Origin of the sequence: Lentzea sp. NPDC042327, from assembly GCF_040647275.1 — a bacterium.
Lineage (GTDB): Bacteria > Actinomycetota > Actinomycetes > Mycobacteriales > Pseudonocardiaceae > Lentzea.
Genome location: NZ_JBEZBX010000004.1, coordinates 257,381 through 276,446 on the forward strand (window position 1 = coordinate 257,381; position 19,066 = coordinate 276,446).

Annotated in this window: 17 protein-coding genes; 11 read left to right on the plus strand and 6 right to left on the minus strand. The window is 72.4% G+C overall.

Annotation, left to right across the window (positions count from 1 at the left end; genetic code table 11):
• The first annotated feature begins 129 nt into the window (after positions 1-129).
• Genes AB0A63_RS12075 through AB0A63_RS12085 form a run of 3 tightly spaced genes read left to right on the plus strand, consistent with a single transcriptional unit; the run spans position 130 to position 3,090 of the window.
• Complete coding sequence (locus AB0A63_RS12075; RefSeq protein ID WP_360388941.1) at positions 130-1,104, plus strand: tripartite tricarboxylate transporter substrate-binding protein; 975 nt, start codon at positions 130-132, stop codon at positions 1,102-1,104.
• Complete coding sequence (locus AB0A63_RS12080) at positions 1,101-1,595, plus strand: tripartite tricarboxylate transporter TctB family protein (RefSeq protein ID WP_360388943.1); 495 nt, start codon at positions 1,101-1,103, stop codon at positions 1,593-1,595. Before AB0A63_RS12075 ends, AB0A63_RS12080 begins: the two co-directional genes overlap by 4 nt.
• Positions 1,588-3,090 carry a tripartite tricarboxylate transporter permease gene (locus AB0A63_RS12085; RefSeq protein ID WP_360388945.1) on the plus strand — a complete coding sequence of 501 codons (1,503 nt, stop codon included), beginning with the start codon at positions 1,588-1,590 and terminating at the stop codon, positions 3,088-3,090. Before AB0A63_RS12080 ends, AB0A63_RS12085 begins: the two co-directional genes overlap by 8 nt.
• Positions 3,091-3,102: 12 nt before the next feature.
• Here AB0A63_RS12085 and AB0A63_RS12090 read toward each other — a convergent pair whose 3' ends face one another.
• Genes AB0A63_RS12090 through AB0A63_RS12100 form a run of 3 tightly spaced genes read right to left on the minus strand, consistent with a single transcriptional unit; the run spans position 3,103 to position 6,249 of the window.
• Positions 3,103-3,867 (minus strand): MaoC family dehydratase N-terminal domain-containing protein, encoded by a 765-nt coding sequence (locus AB0A63_RS12090; RefSeq protein ID WP_360388948.1) that lies wholly within the window; start codon positions 3,865-3,867, stop codon positions 3,103-3,105.
• Positions 3,864-5,009, minus strand: a complete 1,146-nt coding sequence (locus AB0A63_RS12095; RefSeq protein WP_360388950.1) for an acyl-CoA dehydrogenase family protein — start codon at positions 5,007-5,009, stop codon at positions 3,864-3,866. The genes AB0A63_RS12090 and AB0A63_RS12095 overlap by 4 nt, the downstream gene beginning before the upstream one ends.
• 10 nt (positions 5,010-5,019) lie before the next feature.
• Positions 5,020-6,249 carry an aspartate aminotransferase family protein gene (locus AB0A63_RS12100; protein WP_360388953.1) on the minus strand — a complete coding sequence of 410 codons (1,230 nt, stop codon included), beginning with the start codon at positions 6,247-6,249 and terminating at the stop codon, positions 5,020-5,022.
• A gap of 78 nt (positions 6,250-6,327) precedes the next feature.
• Here AB0A63_RS12100 and AB0A63_RS12105 point away from each other — a divergent pair, with 78 nt between their 5' ends.
• From AB0A63_RS12105 to AB0A63_RS12140, 8 genes are all read left to right on the plus strand, one after another.
• Entirely contained in the window at positions 6,328-7,185 is an 858-nt protein-coding gene (locus AB0A63_RS12105) for a LysR substrate-binding domain-containing protein (RefSeq protein ID WP_360388956.1), read from the plus strand.
• 23 nt (positions 7,186-7,208) lie between these two features.
• Positions 7,209-8,126 carry a hypothetical protein gene (locus tag AB0A63_RS12110; protein WP_360388959.1) on the plus strand — a complete coding sequence of 306 codons (918 nt, stop codon included), beginning with the start codon at positions 7,209-7,211 and terminating at the stop codon, positions 8,124-8,126.
• A 23-nt stretch (positions 8,127-8,149) separates the two neighbouring features.
• On the plus strand, positions 8,150-8,353 hold the full coding sequence (locus tag AB0A63_RS12115) for a LacI family DNA-binding transcriptional regulator (protein ID WP_360388962.1): 204 nt from the start codon (positions 8,150-8,152) through the stop codon (positions 8,351-8,353).
• Positions 8,319-8,705: a substrate-binding domain-containing protein gene (locus AB0A63_RS12120; RefSeq protein ID WP_360388965.1), complete on the plus strand. Its 387-nt coding sequence runs from the start codon at positions 8,319-8,321 to the stop codon at positions 8,703-8,705. Before AB0A63_RS12115 ends, AB0A63_RS12120 begins: the two co-directional genes overlap by 35 nt.
• Before the next feature lie 150 nt (positions 8,706-8,855).
• Positions 8,856-11,690, plus strand: coding sequence for a glycoside hydrolase family 2 TIM barrel-domain containing protein (locus tag AB0A63_RS12125; protein WP_360388968.1), 2,835 nt, complete (start codon positions 8,856-8,858; stop codon positions 11,688-11,690).
• Between the two features lie 103 nt (positions 11,691-11,793).
• On the plus strand, positions 11,794-13,050 hold the full coding sequence (locus tag AB0A63_RS12130) for an SLC13 family permease (RefSeq protein WP_360388971.1): 1,257 nt from the start codon (positions 11,794-11,796) through the stop codon (positions 13,048-13,050).
• On the plus strand, positions 13,051-13,506 hold the full coding sequence (locus tag AB0A63_RS12135) for a universal stress protein (protein ID WP_360388974.1): 456 nt from the start codon (positions 13,051-13,053) through the stop codon (positions 13,504-13,506).
• 565 nt (positions 13,507-14,071) lie between these two features.
• Positions 14,072-15,775 (plus strand): sodium:proton antiporter, encoded by a 1,704-nt coding sequence (locus tag AB0A63_RS12140; RefSeq protein ID WP_360388977.1) that lies wholly within the window; start codon positions 14,072-14,074, stop codon positions 15,773-15,775.
• Between the two features lie 178 nt (positions 15,776-15,953).
• Here AB0A63_RS12140 and AB0A63_RS12145 read toward each other — a convergent pair whose 3' ends face one another.
• From AB0A63_RS12145 to AB0A63_RS12155, 3 genes are read right to left on the minus strand one after another with little or no spacing between them, the layout of a single operon-like run.
• Positions 15,954-16,700 (minus strand): glucose 1-dehydrogenase, encoded by a 747-nt coding sequence (locus AB0A63_RS12145; protein WP_360388980.1) that lies wholly within the window; start codon positions 16,698-16,700, stop codon positions 15,954-15,956.
• Positions 16,700-18,205, minus strand: coding sequence for an aldehyde dehydrogenase family protein (locus AB0A63_RS12150; protein WP_360388982.1), 1,506 nt, complete (start codon positions 18,203-18,205; stop codon positions 16,700-16,702). The genes AB0A63_RS12145 and AB0A63_RS12150 overlap by 1 nt, the downstream gene beginning before the upstream one ends.
• Before the next feature lie 8 nt (positions 18,206-18,213).
• Entirely contained in the window at positions 18,214-19,059 is an 846-nt protein-coding gene (locus tag AB0A63_RS12155; protein ID WP_360388985.1) for an SDR family NAD(P)-dependent oxidoreductase, read from the minus strand.
• Positions 19,060-19,066 lie beyond the last annotated feature (7 nt).

Genomic DNA, 19,066 nt, shown 5'->3' on the forward strand with positions numbered 1-19,066 from the left:
ATGCAAGAGCTGTGGTCGGCGCCACAAACTAAACGACCAATACGAGTCTTACGACCGTTTGCTTACGTGTGAACGCACCCCTCCTTAGCGTTCCCGCCCAACGTCGCCGAGGGAACGGGTGTGTGGACGATGAGCAGGAAATGGGTCGCGGTGGTGGCCGCAGCGGGATTGTTGGTCACCGGGTGCGGCCAGAAGGGGCAGAGCGGCTCCGACGCGCTCGCCAAGCTGGAGATCATGGCGCCCGCCGACCCCGGCGGTGGCTGGGACCAGACGGCGCGCGCGATGCAGACGGCCATGAACGGCGCGAACCTGGTGAGATCGATCCAGGTCAGCAACGTCGGCGGCGCGGGCGGCACGGTCGGGCTGAAGAAGCTCGCGAACGAGCGCTCCGAGCAGTACCTGATGGTCACCGGTCTGGTGATGGTCGGCGCGGTGGAGACCAACAACGTCGACACCCGCTTGGAGGACACCACCCCGATCGCGCGGCTCACCGCGGAGGACGAGGTCGTCGTCGTGCCGGCCGACTCGCCGCACAAGACGATCGACGACCTGCTCAACGCCGTGAACGAGAAGGGCAAGGGCGTCTCGATCACCGGCGGTTCGGCGGGCGGCACCGACCACCTGCTCGCGGCCATGCTGCTGGCCGCCAAGGAGATCGACCCGCTCAAGCTCAACTACATCCCGTACTCCGGCGGTGGTGAGTCGCTGGCCGCGCTGCTGGGCAAGAAGGTCGACGCGGGCATCTCCGGCATCGGCGAGTACCGCGAGCAGATCAAGGCGGGCAAGCTGCGCGCGCTCGGCACGTCCGGTCCGAAGGAGCACACGGACCTCGGCGGCAGCGTGCCCACGCTCAAGGGCGTCGGCAAGGGCGTCGAGCTGATCAACTGGCGCGGTGTGGTGGCGCCCGGCTCGATCTCGCCCGCGGCCAAGGAGCGGCTGATCACGCTGGTCACCGACATGCGCAACAGCCCGCAGTGGCAGGAGGAGCTCAAGAAGAAGGGCTGGACGGACACGTTCCTCACCGGTCACGAGTTCTCGACGTTCCTCACCAAGGAGATCGGCCGGATCAAGCCCGCGCTCGAGGAGATGGGCCTCGCGAAGTGAGTGCGGAGAAGGCCGAGGAGTACGGCTTCGGCGGGCTGGTCGTGGCGATCGGGGCGTTCGTCCTGGTCGACGCGACCACGATCGCCTCGCGCGGCACCGACACCTCCGTCGGGCCGCGTGCCTTCCCCTACGCCGTGGGTGCGTTGCTGGTCGTCACCGGCATCGCGGCGATCATCGCCACCGCACGCGGCAAGCTCGGCCAGGCCGAGGACGGTGAGGACGTCGACACCGGCGTCCGCACCGACTGGGCGACGGTGGCCAAGCTGGTGGTCGTGCTGGTGGCGCACCTGGCGCTGATCGACATCGCCGGGTGGCCGGTGGCCGCGACCGTGCTGTTCTTCGGCGCCGCCTGGGCGCTGGGTGCCGTGTGGTGGCGCGCGCTGATCGTCGCCGTGGTGCTGGCACTGGTGGTGCAGGTCGTGTTCGCGTCCGGGCTGGGCCTGTCGCTGCCCGCCGGGATCTTCGAGGGGGTGCCCCTCCTCGATGGGTGACATCACCGCGCTGATCGACGGTTTCGCGACCGCCGCGCAGCCCCTCTACCTGCTCTACGCGCTGCTGGGCGTCACGCTCGGCACCGCGGTCGGCGTGCTGCCGGGCATCGGGCCCGCGATGACGGTGGCGTTGCTGCTGCCGCTGACCTACACGCTCGAACCGACGGCCGCGCTGATCATCTTCGCGGGCATCTACTACGGCGGCATGTACGGCGGGTCGACCACGTCGATCCTGCTGAACACGCCCGGCGAGTCCGCGTCGATCGTGACCGCGCTGGAGGGCAACAAGATGGCCCGCGCGGGCAAGGGCGCGGCGGCACTCGCGACGGCGGCGATCGGGTCGTTCGTGGCGGGCACCATCGCCACCGTCCTGCTGACCGCGCTGGCCCCCACGATCGCGGACGTCGCGGTCACCCTCGGCCCTGCCGACTACTTCGCGCTGATGGTCGTGGCGTTCACGACGGTCGCCGCGCTGCTCGGGTCCTCCCCCGTGCGCGGTCTCGCGTCGCTGGCGCTCGGGTTGTTCATCGGCCTGATCGGCACGGACACGCTGTCCGGGCAGTCCCGGTTCACGCTGGGCATCCCGACGCTGGCCGACGGCGTCGACGTGGTCGTGGTGGCGGTCGGCGTGTTCGCGGTGGGCGAGGCGTTCTACGTCGCCTCCCGGCTGCGGCACGGCCCGATCGAGGTCATCCCGGTCGGCGGCAAGTGGTTCACCCGCGAGTTCTGGTCGCGGTCGTGGAAGCCGTGGCTGCGCGGCACGGTGATCGGCTTCCCGATCGGCACCGTGCCCGCCGGTGGCGCGGACGTGTCGACGTTCCTGTCGTACGCGGCGGAGAAGAAGCTCTCCACGCGGCCGGAGGAGTTCGGCAAGGGCGCGATCGAGGGCGTGGCGGGCCCGGAGGCGGCGAACAACGCGGCCGCGGCGGGCGTGCTGGTGCCGTTGCTGACGCTGGGCCTGCCGACGACGGCGACGGCCGCGGTGATCGTGGCGGCGTTCCAGAGCTACGGCATCCAGCCGGGACCGCTGCTGTTCACGAACAACAGCGAGATGGTGTGGGCGCTGATCGCGTCGCTGTACATCGGCAACGTGATGCTGCTCGTGCTGAACCTGCCGCTGGTCAGGATCTGGGTGAAGGTGCTGCAGATCCCCCGCCCGTACCTGTACGCGGGCATCCTGCTGTTCGCCGCGCTGGGCACCTACGCGGTGAACTTCGTGGTGGACGACCTGGTCGTGCTGCTGGTGATCGGCGTGGTCGGCTTCTTCATGCGCCGCCACGGCTACCCGGTGGCACCGCTGGTGGTCGGCATGATCCTCGGCCCGCTGGCGGAGGAGCAGCTGCGCCGGACCCTCCAGATCAGCGAGGGCGACCTGACCGCGCTGGTGGCGAGCCCGTTCGCGGCCGTCTGCTACGCGGTGCTGGTCGTCCTGCTCGCGGTGGCGGTGGTGTTGCGGCTGCGGCGCCGCAGGACCGCGGAGCTCACCGCCGTCTGAGGACCGGCGGGTTCACCGGGGCGCTCCGGTGAACCCGCCGGTCGCGGTGCGCCGGCCGTACCGGTCGCGCACCGACGTCGGCGTCACCACCATCCCCTGGTGGTCGAACAACGGGGCCACGAGCCGGTACTCGAAGTCACCGGCGAGCCCCGCCCTCCTCCCCGCCTCGGCCATCGCGAGCGCCTGCAACGGCCCGTGCGTCAGCAGGCCCGGATACCCCTCCACGTCCCGCGCGTAGTCGCGGTCGTAGTGGATGCGGTGGGCGTTGTAGGTCAGCGCGGAGAACCGGAACAGCAGCGTCGGGGTCACGTCGACGGCCCACTCGTGCTCCGCGGCGGGCACCTCCGGTGTCTCCGGGAAGTCCGGGGTCGTTCCGGGTTCGCGGTAGACGAGGTCCTGCTCCTCCTCGACCACGACCTCCCCGCGTTGCCAGATCTGGTGCCGCACCACGACGAACGTCAACGGCCCCGACCGGCCCTGCTTGTCCTCGGTGGACAGCACGGTCGTCTCCCGCGTGGCCGTCTCGCCGCAGCGCAGCGGCCCCGAGCGGCGCACGCGGCCACCCGCCCACATCCGGCGCCGTCCGGGTGGCGGGACCGGGACGGTGTTGCGGAACGGGTGCCCGTCCGGCCCGAGGTCGGCCTGCGCCGGGCGGTCGAGCAGGTAGAGCCAGTGCCACAGCAGCGGCAGGCCCTCCTCGGCGAGGTCGGGCACCGGCACGTCGAGCAGCGCGCCCAGTGCGTGCGCGGGGTCGGGGAGCAGCAGGTCGGTGGTCACTTCGCCCTCTTCACCAGCTGGCGGGCGATGACGGTCCGCTGGATCTCGTTGGTGCCCTCACCGACGATCATCAGCGGTGCGTCGCGGAAGTAGCGCTCGACGTCGAACTCCGTGGAGTAGCCGTAGCCGCCGTGGATGCGCACGGCGGTCAACGCCACCTCCATCGCGGTCTCCGAGGCGAACAGCTTCGCCATGCCGGCCTCCAGGTCCGCGCGCTCCCCCGAGTCGTACCGGCGGGCGGCGTGCAGGGTGAGCTGGCGGGCGGCTTCGAGCTTCGTGGCCATGTCCGCGAGGTAGTTGCCGATGGACTGGTGCTGCCAGATGGGTTTGCCGAAGCTCTCGCGCTCCTGGGCGTACCTGAGCGAGTCGTCCAGCGCCGCCTGCGCGACGCCGAGGGCCCGGCACGCGACCTGGATGCGCCCGATCTCAAGGCCGCGCATCATCTGCGCGAACCCCTGGCCCTCCACACCGCCGAGGACCGCGGTCGCGGGCACGCGGAAGTCGTCGAAGGACAGCTCGCAGCTCTCCACGCCCTTGTAGCCGAGCTTGGGCAGGTCGCGCGACACCGTGAGCCCCGGCCCCTTCTCGACCAGCAGCACGGACACGCCCTTGTGCGGCGGCGACGCCGACGGGTCCGTCTTGCACAGCAACGCGATCAGCCCCGACCTGCGCGCGTTGGTGATCCACGTCTTGGAACCGTTGACCACGTAGTCCGCGCCGTCCCTGCGCGCCGTGGTGCGGATGGCCTGGAGGTCGGAGCCGCCGCCGGGTTCGGTCAGCGCCATCGTCGCCCGCAGCTCACCGGTGGCCATCCGCGGCAGGTAGGCGTCCTGCTGCTCGCGGGTGCCGAACGCCACCAGCAGCTTGGCGACGACCGTGTGCCCGCCCATCGCACCGGCCAGCGACATCCACCCGCGGGCCAGCTCCGAGGTCACCATCGCGTAGCACTCGGCCGACACCGCCACCGACCCCCACGGTTCCGGCACCGCCAGCCCGAAGACGCCCATCTCCTTCATCTGGTCGATGAGCGCCTCGGGGTAGGTGTCGGTGTGGTCGAGCTCCCGTGCCACCGGCCGCACCTCGCGGTCGACGAACTCGCCGGCCAGTGCGACGATCGCGGTCTCGTCCTCGGTGAGCGCCATGCCCTCCAACCTAGGCCGTCGTCGATCCGATCGCCTCGTCGAGGATGCTCAAGCCGAGGTCCAGCTCCTCCTCCGTCGTGGTCAACGCCGGTGCGATCCGGAACACCCCGCCCATCCCGGGCGTCTGCACGATGTTCATGTGCAGCCCCAGCTCCAGGCACCTCCGCGTGATCGGCGCGTGCAGCGACTCGTCCCCGATCTCCACCCCGACCAGCAACCCGCGTCCGCGCACGTCGGTCACCAGGTCGTGCCGCGCGGCGATGTCGTCCAGCCCGGTGCGCAGGTGCGCCCCGAGCTTCACCACCCGCTCGTCCAGCTGTTCCTCGACCAGCACGTCCAGCACCGTGTTGCCGACGGCGGCGACCAGCGGGTCGGAGACGTGGGTGGTGAAGAACAGGTAGCCGCGGGCGTGCGCCTCCTCCTCGATCTCGGCGGAGGTGATGACGGCGGCCAGCGGCAGGCCGGCGCCCAGGGTCTTGGACAGCGTCAGGATGTCGGGCACCACGCCGTCGCGTTCGAACGCGTACCAGGTGCCGGTGCGGCACAGGCCGGTCTGCGCCTCGTCGAAGATCAGCAGCATGCCGCGCTCGCGGCACTTGGCCTGCAAGGCCGCGAAGTAGCCCAGCGGCGGTTCGATGATGCCGCCGGAGCTCAGGACCGGCTCGACGATGCACGCGGCCAGCGAGCCCACCGACTGGGCGTCGATCAGGTCGAACGCCAGGTCGAGCTGCGCCTGCCAGTCGGCGGTCGGCACCGGGATCGCGAAGTTGCCGCCCACCGGCCCGTAGCCCTTGCGGCCCGCGCTGTAGGTGGCGGCCGCGGCACCGGCGGTCATGCCGTGCCAGGACCGGGCGAAGGCCACGACCTCGTGCTTGCCGGTGACCAGCTTGGCCATGCGCAGCGCGGCCTCGTTCGACTCGGCACCGGTGGTGAGCAGCTGCACCTTCCGCAACGGGTCCGGCAGCGTCCCGGCGAGCCGGCGGGCCAGGTCGACGACCGGGCGGCTGAGCATGCCGCTGAAGAGGTGGTCGAGGTTCGCGATCTGGCGCTGCACGGTCGCGACGATCCGCGGGTGCGAGTGGCCGAGGATCGCGCTCATCTGACCGGAGGTGAAGTCCAGGATGCGGCGGCCGTCCTCGGTGAACAGGAAGCTGCCCGCGGCGCTGTCGATGATCTCTCGCGTGAAGGTGCCGCCGTAGCGCACGAGGTGGCGGTCCACGTCCTCCCAGAAGGTCTCCATGGACCGGGACGCTACGAGCGCGCGAGCATCAGGTCCATCTCACAATCCCACGCTCGCTGTTCGGAAATACTGCACAGCATGACGTTGAACCCGTGGCGGCTGAAGCTGCTGAGCCAGCTGGACGCGCTGGGCACCGTGCGCGCGGTGGCGCAGGCCGCGAACATGAGTGCGTCGAGCGTGTCGCAGCAGCTGGCGGTGCTGGAGGCGGAGACGCGCACGCAGCTGCTGGAACGCACCGGGCGGCGGGTGCGGCTCACGTCGGCCGGGTTGATCCTGGCGCGGCGGGCGCGGGCGGTCCTCGACCACATGGACGCCGTCGAGGCCGAGCTGCGCGGGCTCAACGCCGAACCGTCCGGGCGGGTGCGGCTCGGGGCGTTCCAGAGCTCGATCCACACGCTGGCCGTGCCCGCGATCGGGCAGCTGGACCACCCGCACCTGGACGTGCAGCTGGTCGAGCTGGAACCGCACGCGAGCATGCCCGCGCTGCTGGCCGGCGAGGTCGACGTGATCATCACGACCACCGACTTCGTGGAGCTGCCGGTGCCGCCGGACGTCGACGTCGTGCCGCTCGGCGAGGACCCGGTGGTGCTGCTGACCCCGCCCGGTCACCCCGCGACGGACCTGAAGGCGTGCAAGGACGAGCGGTGGGTGTTCGACGTGCCCGGCTCGTACATGGCGAACCTGGCCACGCGGCTGTGCCGGCAGGCCGGGTTCGAGCCGCGGGTGGTGGCCCGCTTCAGCAACTACGTGCTGACGTTGCAGCACGTCGAGGCCGGGCTGGCGGTCGCGCTGCTGCCCGCGCTGGCCGTTCACCCGCGCTTCGACGTGGTGGCGCGCGAGCTGCCGGTGACCCGCCGGATCACGGCGGCCGTGCGGCGGGGTTCGCGCGCCCCGATCACAACCGTGCTCGACGCGCTGGCCTCCGCGGCGGGCTGAGGGGCGTGTGCCAGAGTCTGCGCATGCTGGAGATCACGGTGCAGGTGGAGAACGGTGAACGGCACGTCCGCGTGTCCGAGCAGGAGCTGGCCGGGCTGGTCCACCGGATCGGCGGCGCCGGTGACCGGTTCCTCGTCGTGCAGCGGGTGCCCGACCTGCCCGGGGTGTTCGCCCAGGTCTGGCACCAGAACGGCGGCGACTACTCCGTGGAGCACCGCGACGGCGCCGCGGACCGGCACTTCACGGCGACCGCCGGCGAGCCGGACGCCGTGGCCGCGACCCTCGTCGGCTGGGCCCGCCGGGAGAGCGGCTGGGACCGCGGCCTGGCCTGGTCGCCGCTGGACCTGCCGCCCGCGGCGCAGGTGCCGTCGCTCGACCTCACCGAGGAGGAGCGCACGTCGCTGGAGCAGCGCGTCCGCGAGGTGCTGGCCGGCGGCTACGCCTCCCGCGCGGACCTGGCCGAGCTCGCTGAGGACCACCTGGCCACGAAGGACCGCAGGCCCGTCTCACCCGAGCAGGCGCGGGCACTGGCCGACCGGCTGTGGCAGGAACGGGTCGAGGAACAGGCGACCTGGGAGGGCGAGACCGACCCGGAACGGCTCACCCGCGCGTTCGCCGCGCTCGACGAGGCGGGCATCACCGCCCGCGAGAACTTCACCTGCTGCCGCACCTGCGGCAACGCCGAGATCGGCGACGAGGCCGCTCCGGGCGCCCGCGGGTTCGTCTACTTCCACGCCCAGTCCACGGACGCCGCCGCGGCCGGCCACGGGCTGGCGCTGTACTACGGCGGCTTCGACGGCACGGCCGAGACCACCGCCGCGGTCGGCGCCGAGATCGTCGCCGCGGTCGAGGCGGCCGGTCTGCGCACCGAGTGGAACGGCGACCCCGGCCGGGCCATCTCCGTCACCGCGCTGGACTGGCGCCGCCGCCTGGTCGGCTAGGACGGGCGGCACACTCGGTCGTCATGAAGCGCGCAACGATCAACGACGTCGCGAGCGCCGCGGGCGTGTCGGGGCAGACCGTGTCGCGCGCGCTCAACGACAAGGGCGAGATCGACAGCGCCACCAAACGGCGCGTCCTCGACGCGACGCCGCTGTCGACCACCTCGTCGCGGCCGGCACCGGCACGTCGGCATGCTCGACCACGCCAACCGCGCCGACCCCGGTGACCGGCACGCGTGGTTCTGCGCGGCGATGGCCACGCACGGGCTCGACTCGCGTGCCGTCACGGGCGCGCACCAGTCCGTCGACGGCGGCGCCGAGGCCCTCACCGCGCTGCTGGACCGGCATCCCGGTGTCACCGCGGTGTTCGCGTTCAACGACATCATCGCGATCGGGGCGCTGCGCTCTGCCCGCAGGCGCGGTCTGAAGGTGCCGGACGACCTCGCCGTGGTCGGGTTCGACGGGTTGCAGCTCGGCACCGTCGTCGAGCAGGCCGCCCTGCTGCTGGCCGGCGGGCAACCGCTGTCGGGTGCCGAGCTGGTCGTGACGGCGGCGCTCATCCTTCGCACCGATCCGTGAACGCTCACGGGAGCGCTCACGGATATTCGTCACGACGTGGAACACCCGTCCTCCAGTGGCGGTCGTGCCGCTGGTGGTCATGTTCCTCGATCAGCGCACGTGATCTCATCCGCAACATCGCCGCAGGCGCTGTCGAGGGCTAAGGAACACATGTCTCAGCCGACCTACCTCGAAGACCCCCGTCCCGGCCACGGCGCGCTGCCCCCGCGCGCGCACTTCTCCTCCGACGCGGCCGCACTGCCGCTCGACGGGGCGTGGCGGTTCCGCCTGTCCCCCACCGCCGTGCTGTCCGACGACGTGGCCGCGGAGGACTTCGACGACAGCTCCTGGGACACGATCACCGTTCCCGGTCACTGGCAGCTGCAGGGGCACGGGTCGCCCGCGTACACGAACGTCCGGTACCCGTTCCCCGTCGACCCGCCGCGCGTGCCGTCGGAGAACCCGACCGGCGACCACCGGCTCGTGTTCGACCTGCCGGTGTTCTGGCCGGACGAGCCGGCGGTGCTGCGGTTCGACGGCGTCGACTCGTGCGGGCGGGTGTGGCTCAACGGCGTCGAGCTGGGCGTGACGCGCGGCAGCCGGCTGCCGGCGGAGTTCGACGTGAGCGCGGTGCTCCGCCCGCACCGCAACGTCCTCGTCGTGCGGGTGCACCAGTGGTCCTCCGGCAGCTACCTGGAGGACCAGGACATGTGGTGGCTGTCCGGGATCTTCCGCGGCGTCGCGCTGCTGTCCCGTCCGCGCGGCGGCGTCGCGGACTACCGGCTCAACGCCTCCTACGACCACCTCACGGGACTGGGCACGCTGTCGGTGGAGGGTGACGGGCTGCTGGTCACCGTGCCGGAGCTGGACGTGCACGACCTGCCCGCCGGTGAGAGCGCGGCGGTCGCGGTGGAACCGTGGAGCGCTGAGCAGCCGCGGTTGTACGACGGTGTCGTGCACACCGCCGCGGAACGGGTGCCGGTGCGGATCGGGTTCCGCACGGTCGCGATCGTCGACGGGGTGCTGACGGTCAACGGGTCGCGGATCGAGTTCCGCGGCGTGAACCGGCACGAGCACCACCCGGCGCTGGGCCGTGCGGTGCCGCGTGCGTCCGCGGTGGCGGATGTCGAGCTGATGAAGCGCCACAACGTCAACGCCGTCCGCACGAGCCACTACCCGCCCGACCCGTTCTTCCTGTCGCTGTGCGACGAGTACGGGCTGTGGGTGGTCGACGAGTGCGACCTGGAGACGCACGGGTTCACCGAGCTCGGCTGGTCCGGGAACCCGAGCGCCGACCCGGTGTGGCTCGAGTCCTACCTGGACCGGATGCGGCGCATGGTCGAGCGGGACAAGAACCACCCGTCGATCGTGCTGTGGTCGCTCGGCAACGAGTCGCACACGGGCCAGAACCTGGCGGCGATGGCGGCCTGGACCCGTGACCGCGACCCGTCCCGGCCGGTGCACTACGAGGGCGACCTCGACTGCGAGTACGTGGACGTCCACAGCCGCATGTACGCCTCGCACGCCGAGGTCGAGCAGATCGGGCGGCGCGAGGACGCGAACGAACGCCGCCGGGCGCTGCCGTTCGTGCTGTGCGAGTTCGCGCACGCCATGGGCAACGGGCCGGGCGGGATGCTGGAGTACCGGGAGCTGTTCGAGCGGTACCCGCACGTGCAGGGCGGGTTCGTCTGGGAGTGGATCGACCACGGGATCGCCGGTGACGGGCGGTTCTCCTACGGCGGCGACTTCGGCGAACCGCTGCACGACGGGAACTTCGTCATCGACGGGCTCGTGTTCCCCGACCGGGTGCCCTCGCCGGGGCTGGTGGAGTTCGCTGCGGTGTTCGCGCCGGTGCGGATCTCGGCCGGTGCCGGCGGCGGTGTGCGGGTGGTGAACCGCTACGACCTCGTGTCGCTGGAGCACCTGCGGTTCGAGTGGGTGTACGAGGACGACGGGGGCGCGGTGGCGTCCGGGGTGCTGGCGGTGCCGGCGACCGGGCCGGGGCAGGACGCCGAGGTGCCGTTGCCGGAGCTGCCGGACGTCGCTGGCGAGGGGTGGCTGACCGTGCGGGCCGTGCTGGCGGCGGGCACGCGGTGGGCAGCGGCCGGGCACGTGGTGGCGGTGGGGCAGGTCGCGGTCGTCGGTGCGCGCGGTCGAGAGGCGGCCGGTGGCGACGTGCCTGCCGCGGTCGTGCGGAGCGGCGGGGTCCTGCGGCTCGGTCCCGGCGTGTTCTCCCCGGTCACCGGCCTGCTGACCCGGCTCGGCCCGCTGCAGCTGGACGGCCCCCGCCTCGACCTGTGGCGGGCGCCGACCGACAACGACCGCGGCGGCGACCAGGCCTCCGACGAGCGGGCGTGGCGCGCGGCCGGGTTGCACCGGGTGCAGCACCGGGTGGCCGCCGTGGAGGTGGCGGAGCACTCGATCACCGTGCGGACGCGGGTGGCGCCGCCCGCGTGGGGGTTCGGGATGCGCGCCGACTACCGGTGGACCGCCGAGGGCGACCGGCTGCGGCTGCGGGTGGACGTGGAACCGGACGGCGAGTGGCCGTGCACGCTGCCCCGGCTCGGGCTGCGGCTGGCGCTGCCGGGGGCGCTGGACGCCGTGTCCTGGTTCGGCCGCGGGCCCGGCGAGGCCTACGCCGACAGCCGGCAGGCGGTGCGCGTCGGGCGGTTCGCGTCCACCGTGGACGGTCTGCAGACGCCGTACGTGTTCCCGCAGGAGAACGGCAACCGCGCCGACGCCCGGTGGCTGGAGCTGAGCGACGGCGTGCGCCGGGTGCGGGTGGAGGGCGAGCCGGTGTTCGACTTCGCCGCGCGCCGGTGGACGTCCGAGGACCTCGACGCGGCCACGCACACCACCGACCTGCGGGCACGGGACCGGGTGCACCTGAACCTCGACGTGGCGCAGCACGGCCTGGGAACGGCGTCGTGCGGGCCCGGTGTCCTCCCCCGGCACCGGCTGCACGCGGAGAAGACGAGCTTCACGCTGACGTTCACGGCCTCCTGACCCGGTCCTCGCGCCCGTGGTCAAGGCCACGGGCGCTCGTCCGGCGGCGGCCCGTTCGCGCGTGGTTCGATTGCGGCGAACGGGTGCGAGACGGGAGTGCCGGGTGTTGAGCGGGTGGCTGGCGGAGGGCGTGTCGGTCGTCCTGCTCGTGCTGGTGCTGGTGTGCGCGGTGGTGCGCCCCCGTGGACTGCCCGAGGCGGTGGTGGCGGTGCCCGCGGCGGCGGTCGCGGTGCTGACCGGGGCGATCGGGCTGCCGCACGCGTGGGACGAGGTGGTGCGGCTGGCGCCGGTCGTGTGGTTCCTGGCGGCGGTGCTGGTGCTGGCGCAGCTGTGCGCGGACGAGGGTCTGTTCCGGGCCTGCGGTGCCTGGCTGGGGCGGTGGGCGGCGGGACGGCCGCAGCGGTTGCTGGCCGGGGTGTTCGGGCTCGCGTCGGTGATCACGGCGGTGCTCAGTCTCGATGCGACGGTCGTGCTGCTGACCCCGGTGGTGTTCGCGACGGCGGCACGGGCCGGGGTGCGGCCCAAGGCGCCGGTCTACGCGTGCACGCACCTGTCGAACACGGCCTCGACGTTGCTGCCGGTGTCGAACCTGACGAACCTGCTGGCGTTCACGGCGAGCGGCCTGTCGTTCACGCGGTTCGCCGGGCTGATGGCGGGCCCGTGGGTGGTGGCGGTGCTGGCCGAGTACCTGGTGTTCCGGCGGTTCTTCGCGCACGAGCTCGCCGGCAGCGCCGAACCGCGGCACGAGGAGGCGCCCGAGATGCCGGTGTTCGCGCTGGCGACGGTCGTGGCCACGCTCGCCGGTTTCGTGGTGACCTCGGCGGTCGGCGTGGACCCGGCCTGGGCGGCGACGGCGGGCGCCGCGGTGCTGGCGGTCCGGGCGCTGGCACGGCGGCGGACGACGGTCCGCAAGGTCGTGGCCTCGGTGTCGCTGCCGTTCCTGGCGTTCGTGCTGGCGCTCGGGATCATCGTGAAGGCGGTCGTGGACAACGGTCTCGGCGCCGCGCTGGCCCGCGTCATCCCCGACGGGAACGGCCTGGTGGCCCTGCTCGCGGTCGCGGCGCTGGCGGCGGTGCTGGCGAACCTGATCAACAACCTGCCCGCGGTCCTGGTGCTGCTGCCGCTGGTGGCCGCCACCGGCCCCGGCGGTGTGCTGGCGGTGCTGCTCGGGGTGAACATCGGCCCGAACCTGACGTACGCGGGCTCGCTGGCGACGTTGCTGTGGCGGCGGATCGTCCACCAGCACGACCACGACGTGGACCTCGGCGAGTTCACCAGGCTCGGCCTGCTGACCGTACCGGCGAGCCTGGTCGCCGCGGTGGTGGCACTGTGGGGTTCCCTGCTGCTGATCGGAGGCTGAGTGGCCGTCCTGGTCTGGGTCGTCGAGGGCACTTGGCCCGCGTGCGTCGACGCGGCGAAGGCCTACCCGAACGCCGACATCACCCTCCTGCACGTCAGCGGTCACGACGTGCCGCACGCGGCCCACGGCGCGTTCGCCGGCCTGCTCGGCCGCCGCGGCCTCGACCCCGGCACGACCCTGGAGTCGCTGGCGTCGACCTCAGGCTCGGACCTGCTCGCCTCGGCTGCTTCGCGACTCGGGCGGCCGTGCACCCGGCTGGAGCGGTCGGGCCGGGTCGAGCGGGAGGTCGTCGCGGCGGCGGAGGGGGCGGAGCTGCTGGTCGTGGCGCGGGACGGGGACCACGGGCGTCCGGGGCCGAAGAGCCTCGGGCCGGCGAGCCGGTACGTCGTGGACCACGCGCCTTGCCCGGTGCTGCTGGTGTGGGCGGGTGAGAGCGGGCACGGCGGCTGGGGGTGAGCGGGGCGTGGCGACGGGTGCCGGGCGGGGGTGGACGCCACGGTTGCGAACGGGTCAGCGACCCGTCAGGACGCGGTGGGGTGCGAGTGGACGTGCCGGCGGGCGCTGGGCCGGAGTGGACGCCGCGGTTGCGAACGGGCCATCGGCCCGGCCTGACTCGGTGAGGCGAGCGCGGCGGCTGGGGTGAGCAGGTCGTGGCGGCGGACGCCGGATGGGGGGAGGCTGCGGTTGCGGACCGGCCAGCAGCCCGTCAGGGCGCGATGGGGCACGAGCGGATGTGCCGGCAGACGCCGGGCTGGGAGGGACGCTGCGGTCGTGAACCGGCCGACGCCCACCAGGGCTCGGTGGGACGCGGGCGCGCGTGCCGGCGGACGCCAGGCCAGAGTGGACGCTTGGGCTGCGAACCGGCCGGCGGCCCGTCAGAGCGCGGGGCGCGAGCGGGCGTGGCGGCCGCGAATCGGCCGACGCCCCGCCGGGCGCAGTGGAGCGGGCGTGCCAGTTGCCGAGTTGCGCCGCGGCGTGGCTCGCATGGCCGGACGCGGCGTGGGCGGCCAGACTGACGATCATGCAGGAGCTGGCGTTGCTCGCCGTCGTCGCGGTGCTGATCATCGTCGTGGTGTCGTACGTCGCGCCGCGGGTCGGGGTGGCGGCGCCGGTGCTGCTCGTCGTGGTCGGGATGGTGTGCAGCCAGGTGCCCGGTGCGCCGCACGTGGTCGTGGAGCCCGAGTGGATCCTCGTGGTGGTGCTGCCGCCGATCCTCTACTCGGCGGCGGTGAACGTGCCGGTGATGGACTTCCGGCGCAACTTCCGCACGATCGGCGCGTTGTCGGTGTTGCTGGTCGTCGGGTCGGCGTTCGGCACCGGGTTGCTGATCTGGTGGTTGTTGCCCGAGATCGGGTTTCCGGCCGCGGTCGCGCTCGGTGCGGTGATCAGCCCGCCGGACGCGGTGGCGGCCACGTCGATCGGCAAGCGGCTGGGGTTGCCGCCGCGGCTCGTCACCATCCTGGAGGGTGAGGGGCTGGTCAACGACGCGACGGCGCTCGTGCTGTTGCGCACGGCCGTGGCGGCGATCGCGGGCACGGTCAGCTTCTGGGGAGCGCTCGGCGACTTCGGGCGAGCGGTCCTCATCGGCGTGGTCGTGGGTGCTGTGGTCGGGGTGGTGTCGGTCTGGGCCCGGTCGCGGATCCAGGGGCAGCCGGTGCTGACGACCGCGATCTCGTTCGTCGTACCGTTCCTCGCCTTCATCCCGGCAGAGGAGCTGCATGCGTCCGGCGTGATCGCCGTCGTGACGGCGGGGCTGATCACCGGTCATCAGAGCGCGAAGCGGTTCACCGCGCACGACCGGATCTCCGAGCGCACCAACTGGCGCACCATTCAGTTGTTGCTGGAGAACGGTGTCTTCCTCCTGATGGGGTTCGAGATCACGGCGGTCGTCAGCGACGTGCGGGCATCGGGTGAGAGCGTGTGGGCCGCGTTCACCCTCGGCCTGCTGGCGACGGCGCTGCTGATCGTCCTGCGGGTGGTGTTCGTGGTGCCGCTGATCGCGTTGCTGCGCCGCCAGCAGCGCCGTGCCGACCGGCTCACCGGGCGGATCGAGGCGGTGCTCGACCGGATCTCCGAGCACGGCCCGCAACCCGGCAGGCGCTACGAGCGCGCCACCAGGGCGTTGCAGCGCAAGCACGCGGACGCCACGTTCTTCGCCAGCGAAGGGCTCGGCTGGCGTGGCGGTGCGGTGCTCGCGTGGTCGGGCATGCGCGGCGTCGTCACGCTCGCCGCCGCCCAGTCGCTGCCCACCGACGTGCCCCACCGCGCGGAGCTCGTGCTGATCGCGTTCACCGTCGCGATCGTCACGCTGCTCCTGCAGGGCGGCACCCTGCCCGCGCTCATCCGGCTGCTCGGCATCCGCGGCAACGACGAGGAGCACGAGCGCCGCGAGTACGCCCGCCTCGCCGCCGAGATGATGACCGCGACCCAGGCCGTGCTCGAGAACACCGCGCTCGAACGCCAGAACGGCACGCCGTTCGACGAGGCGGTGCTGGAGCAGGCTCGGGCACGAGGTCTCGCCCTGGCGGAGATCCTCGACAAGATGCTGACCGCGGACCGCGATCCGGACAGCCCCCTGCACCAGCAGGGGGAACTCCAACGCCTCCTCCTGGACGCCCAGCAGAACGCCCTGCTCGATGCCCGCGCAGGAGGGACGTACAGCTCGCACACCCTCGAACGCGCGCAGAACTTCATCGACGGCCAAGCCGCTCGCTTCACCGCCTGATGCCGCCCGGCAGCGGCGCAGACCGGATCGGCACCGGGGCCCGGCCGCGACGAGCACGACCGGGGCATCCACCCCCGACGACGAGGACACGACCAGTGCTCGGGGACTGCCGCACCCCTCGTTCCGACCGTGCACCGTCAACGGTAGCGACGAGGTCTGACAATTTTGGAAGCCCAGGTCAGCGGCCCAGGGCGTGCGTCGCCGTCGCTCCACCGTCCACCGCGAACTCCCCGCCGGTGCAGTACGCGCTCTCGTCGCTGGCCAGGAACAGCACGACGTTCGCCACGTCCTCCGGCTGCCCGATCCGCCGCAGCGCCAGCCGCCTGCCGATCGGCGACACGTCGATCTCGCGGCCCAGCGCCGTGCTGACCATGGGGGTGTCGATCGCGCCGGGGTGCACCGAGTTCACCCGGATCCCGTGCTCCCCCAGCTCCAGCGCCGCCACCTTCGTCATGCCGCGGATCGCGAACTTCGACGCCGTGTACGCGGTCAGCATCGGCATTCCGGCGAGCCCCTCGACCGACGACACGTTCACGATGGACCCGCCGCCTGCCCGCTTCATCGACGGCACGACGGCGCGCATCCCGAGGAACGTCCCGACCTGGTTGATCGAGACGACCCGCTGGTAGTCGGCCAGGGTGGTGTCCGCGAGCGGCGAGAAGTGGAGCACGCCCGCGTTGTTCACCAGCACGGAGATCTCGCCCAGCTCGCCCGCCGCCGACACCGCCGCCGCCCAGTCGTCCTCGGACGACACGTCCAGGTGGAAGTAGGGCGCGCCGAGCGACGCGGCCAGCTCCTTGCCCGGTTCGTCGAGCACGTCGGTCAGCAGCACCGACGCGCCCTCGGCGACGAACCGGCTGGCCGCTGCCGCACCCTGGCCGCGGGCCGCGCCGGTGATCAGGGCGACCTTGCCGGACAGCCGCATCACATCAGCTCGTCGGTCAGCGGCATCATCACGGTCTTGAGCTCGGTGTAGGCCTCGTAGGCGCTCTGCCCGCCCTCACGGCCGAGCCCGGACTGCTTGTACCCGCCGAACGGCACGTGCGGCTCCAGCTGGAACCCGTTGACGCCGACCATCCCGGCGCGCAACGACTTCGCGACCCGGAACGCCCGCTTCACGTCGTTGGTGTAGATGCCGGCACCGAGCCCGTAGTCGGTGTCGTTGGCCAGCCGGACCGCCTCGTCCTCGTCGTCGAACGGCACCACGGTCAGCACCGGCCCGAAGATCTCGTCGCGCGCCACCGCCATGTCGTTGGAGACGTCCGCGAAGATCGTCGGCGCCACGAAGTTGCCGGACGCGAACTCGCCGTCCAGCCGGGTGCCACCGGTGACCAGCCGGGCGCCTTCCTCCTGGCCGCGGTCGATGTAGCCGAGCACGCGCTCCAGCTGCCGCTCGTTGATCAGCGGGCTCGCCAGCACCGCCGGGTCGAACGGGTCGCCGAACGTCACGGCCCCGGCCATCATCGTGGCCATCGCGACGAACTCCTCCTGCACCTCGCGCGCGACCAGCGCACGGGTGTGGGCCACGCACGCCTGCCCCGACAACCCCATGGTGACCATGCCCATGCACGTCATCGCGGCGAGGCCCACGTTCGGCGCGTCGGCGAACACCAGTGCGGGGCTCTTGCCGCCCAGCTCCAGCGACACCCGCTTCATCGTCCCCGCCGACGCCTCGACGATCTTGCGGCCGACCGCCCGCGACCCGGTGAAGCTGATCTTGTCCACCAGCGGGTGCGCGATCAGCGCCTGCCCGGTCGGCTCTCCCGGTCCGGTGACCAGGTTGACCACCCCGTCGGGCAGGCCGGCCTCGGTCAGCAGCTCCACCATCCGGATCACGCAGAACGACGCGAACTCCGACGGCTTCACCACGACCGTGCAGCCGGCGGCCAGCGCGGGCGCGAGCTTCTGCGCGAAGAGCACGAACGGCGCGTTCCACGGCAGGATCGCCGCGACCACTCCGACCGGCTCGCGGAACGTCATCGCCAGGTGGTCACCGCCCTGGTACGGCGGCAGGGTCTGGCCGCCGGCCTTGTCGATCCAGCCCGCGTGGTGCTCGAAGATGTCCGCCGCTATCCCCACCGAGGTCGCGTAGATCTGCCCGAACGACAGCGGCACCCCGTTGTCCAGCGCCTGCAGTCCACGCAGCTCGTCGGCGTTCTCCCGCAACAGATTCGCGTACCGCAGCAGCACCCGGATGCGTTCCTGCACCCGAGCGCGCGACCACACGCCGTCGTCGAACGCCTTGCGCGCGGCCAGCACCGCGTCGTCGACGTCCCTCGGCGTGGCGACGGCGAACCGGCCGATCTCCTCGCCGGTCGCGGGGTGGCGGTGCGTCCAGGTCTCCTCCGCGTCGCGGAACTGACCTCCCACGAAGAGCCGGCCGTCCTTCAACCCCAGCGTCTCGCGGTGCGGTTGCACGGTGAGCGTCACAGCTCCTCCTACAGGGCGAGCGTTTCGGTACAGGAGAAAGTCCTCTGCGGATCACGCGCGGCGAAGTACCCCGCGACGTCCTCCAGCGCGTCGAAGCGCTGTTCCACGGCCGGGGGCGCCATCAGGGCGACCATCCCGCCGTGCACCACGAACACCTGCCCGCTGATCTCCGCGGCCGCGGGCGAGGCCAGGTACGCCACGAACCGCGCGACGTGCACGGGGTCCAGCGGGTCGGCGCCGCTGGGCGCGTCACCGAAGACGTGCGCGGTCATGCCGGTGCGCGCACGGGGGCAGATGGCGTTGGCGCGCACGCCGTACCGGCCGGTGCCGCGGGCGGTCGCGACGGTCAGCGCGGTGATCCCCGCCTTGGCCGCCGCGTAGTTCGCCTGGCCCTCCGACCCGAGCAGGAACGCCTCGGAGGAGGTGTTGACGATCCGCGCGTACACCGGTCCGCACGAAGCCTTCGACTGCTGCCGCCACAGTGCGACCGCGTTGCGCGACAACAGGAAGTGGCCGCGCAGGTGCACGCGGACCACGAGGTCCCAGTCCTCGTCGGACATGTTGACGAGCATCCGGTCGCGCAGTACGCCCGCGTTGTTCACCACGACGTGCAACCCGCCGAGCTCCACCGCCGCGGCCACCAGGGCGTCGGCGGTGTCGCGCTCCCCCACGTCGCCCTCGACCACCGCGCACTTCGCGCCGCGCTCCTCGACCTCGGCCACGACCGCGTCGGCCGCTCCCGGCAGGTCGTTCAGCACCACCGACGCGCCGGCGCCGGCCAACGCGAGCGCTTCTGCCCTGCCCAGCCCGGCACCGGCGCCCGTGACGACGGCGACCTTCCCCGCAAGGTCCACAAGAGAC

What these genes read in the sequence shown, in the direction of transcription:
- AB0A63_RS12110 (WP_360388959.1), top strand. Translation starts at nt 7,209, where the DNA reads ATGCTGGAGATCACGGTGCAGGTGGAGAACGGTGAACGGCACGTCCGC.
- AB0A63_RS12095 (WP_360388950.1), bottom strand. Translation starts at nt 5,009, where the DNA reads ATGGCGCTCACCGAGGACGAGACCGCGATCGTCGCACTGGCCGGCGAG.
- AB0A63_RS12140 (WP_360388977.1), top strand. Translation starts at nt 14,072, where the DNA reads ATGCAGGAGCTGGCGTTGCTCGCCGTCGTCGCGGTGCTGATCATCGTC.
- AB0A63_RS12105 (WP_360388956.1), top strand. Translation starts at nt 6,328, where the DNA reads ATGACGTTGAACCCGTGGCGGCTGAAGCTGCTGAGCCAGCTGGACGCG.
- AB0A63_RS12125 (WP_360388968.1), top strand. Translation starts at nt 8,856, where the DNA reads ATGTCTCAGCCGACCTACCTCGAAGACCCCCGTCCCGGCCACGGCGCG.
- AB0A63_RS12115 (WP_360388962.1), top strand. Translation starts at nt 8,150, where the DNA reads ATGAAGCGCGCAACGATCAACGACGTCGCGAGCGCCGCGGGCGTGTCG.
- AB0A63_RS12075 (WP_360388941.1), top strand. Translation starts at nt 130, where the DNA reads ATGAGCAGGAAATGGGTCGCGGTGGTGGCCGCAGCGGGATTGTTGGTC.
- AB0A63_RS12085 (WP_360388945.1), top strand. Translation starts at nt 1,588, where the DNA reads ATGGGTGACATCACCGCGCTGATCGACGGTTTCGCGACCGCCGCGCAG.
- AB0A63_RS12100 (WP_360388953.1), bottom strand. Translation starts at nt 6,249, where the DNA reads ATGGAGACCTTCTGGGAGGACGTGGACCGCCACCTCGTGCGCTACGGC.
- AB0A63_RS12120 (WP_360388965.1), top strand. Translation starts at nt 8,319, where the DNA reads ATGCTCGACCACGCCAACCGCGCCGACCCCGGTGACCGGCACGCGTGG.
- AB0A63_RS12145 (WP_360388980.1), bottom strand. Translation starts at nt 16,700, where the DNA reads ATGCGGCTGTCCGGCAAGGTCGCCCTGATCACCGGCGCGGCCCGCGGC.